Here is a 575-nt window from a genome sequence, read left to right as displayed (position 1 = left end):
TCAGCAATCAGGGCAGTCCGGCACATCGGGCGGGTCGGGAAACGTGCGGTTCCCCTCGAGCCAGTCGGTGAGCCATTCCGCAAGGGTGAACCTCTCCGGGAACAGCCGGTGGTGCCTGCAGAGTGCGTTCGGATCCCAGCCCCACATCCGGCCCTGAGGGCTACGAAGATCGATGTACCACCAGATCGCGCAGCCCAGGGTCACCAGCGGCACGACGTGATGCGGGTAGATATCCCATTCCTCGGGCGGCTGCGACCAGCGCCGGTAGATGTCGGTGAGGGATTCCTCGTCGCTGTACCACCTGCCGGTGTCGGTGAGGGACACCACGTTCCCGTCGGTCCCGAACCCGCCGTCGGCGACCTCGCAGTAGATCCTGCGCAGCAACGACGGCATCGGCTGGCCCAGAGCGGTCTCGAGCTCGTCCGCCGCAGCAGCAGATGCCGGCGAAGGAAGACCGTTCCTCCCGGCGAACTCACGAATCCTGGCGATGATCTCGTCGTCGGTCCAGGCCACAGAGTCGGTCACGACGCACACCGTAACGGACGCCAATGACAGACCCCCGCGCTCGCGGGGAG

The 575-nt window shown here is 66.3% G+C and carries 1 protein-coding gene; it reads right to left on the bottom strand.

Going from position 1 to position 575, the window contains the following annotated elements; translation table 11 throughout:
• Positions 1-525, bottom strand: a complete 525-nt coding sequence (locus ADK60_RS24535; RefSeq protein WP_159400556.1) for an SMI1/KNR4 family protein — start codon at positions 523-525, stop codon at positions 1-3.
• Positions 526-575: the final 50 nt, after the last annotated feature.

The sequence above is a fragment of the Streptomyces sp. XY431 genome (genome assembly GCF_001279805.1).
GTDB lineage: Bacteria > Actinomycetota > Actinomycetes > Streptomycetales > Streptomycetaceae > Kitasatospora > Kitasatospora purpeofusca.
This window is presented reverse-complemented; position numbering and strand designations above follow the sequence as displayed.